We start from the raw sequence: 479 nt of genomic DNA on the forward strand, positions 1-479 counted from the left end.
TATTAACTACACACCTTTCCTCACAACTGAAAGTGCTTTACAACCCGAAGGCCTTCTTCACACACGCGGCATGGCTGCATCAGGCTTTCGCCCATTGTGCAATATTCCCCACTGCTGCCTCCCGTAGGAGTCTGGGCCGTGTCTCAGTCCCAGTGTGGCTGATCATCCTCTCAAACCAGCTAGAGATCGTCGCCTTGGTGAGCCTTTACCTCACCAACTAGCTAATCTCACTTGGGCTAATCAAATGGCGAGAGGTCCGAAGATCCCCCCCTTTGGTCCGTAGACGTTATGCGGTATTAGCAGTCGTTTCCAACTGTTGTCCCCCACCATAAGGCATATTCCCAAGCATTACTCACCCGTCCGCCGCTCGTCATCTTCTAGCAAGCTAGAAATGTTACCGCTCGACTTGCATGTGTTAAGCCTGCCGCCAGCGTTCAATCTGAGCCATGATCAAACTCTTCAATTAAAAATCGTTTGTG

Annotated in this window: 1 rRNA gene; it reads right to left on the reverse strand. The window is 50.7% G+C overall.

Features of this window, described 5'->3' with window-relative positions:
* A 16S ribosomal RNA gene (locus ABXG98_RS18970) occupies positions 1 to 466 on the reverse strand; the annotation flags it as partial.
* Positions 467 to 479: the final 13 nt, after the last annotated feature.

It is taken from the genome of Colwellia sp. KU-HH00111, from assembly GCF_040362745.1.
GTDB lineage: Bacteria > Pseudomonadota > Gammaproteobacteria > Enterobacterales > Alteromonadaceae > Colwellia.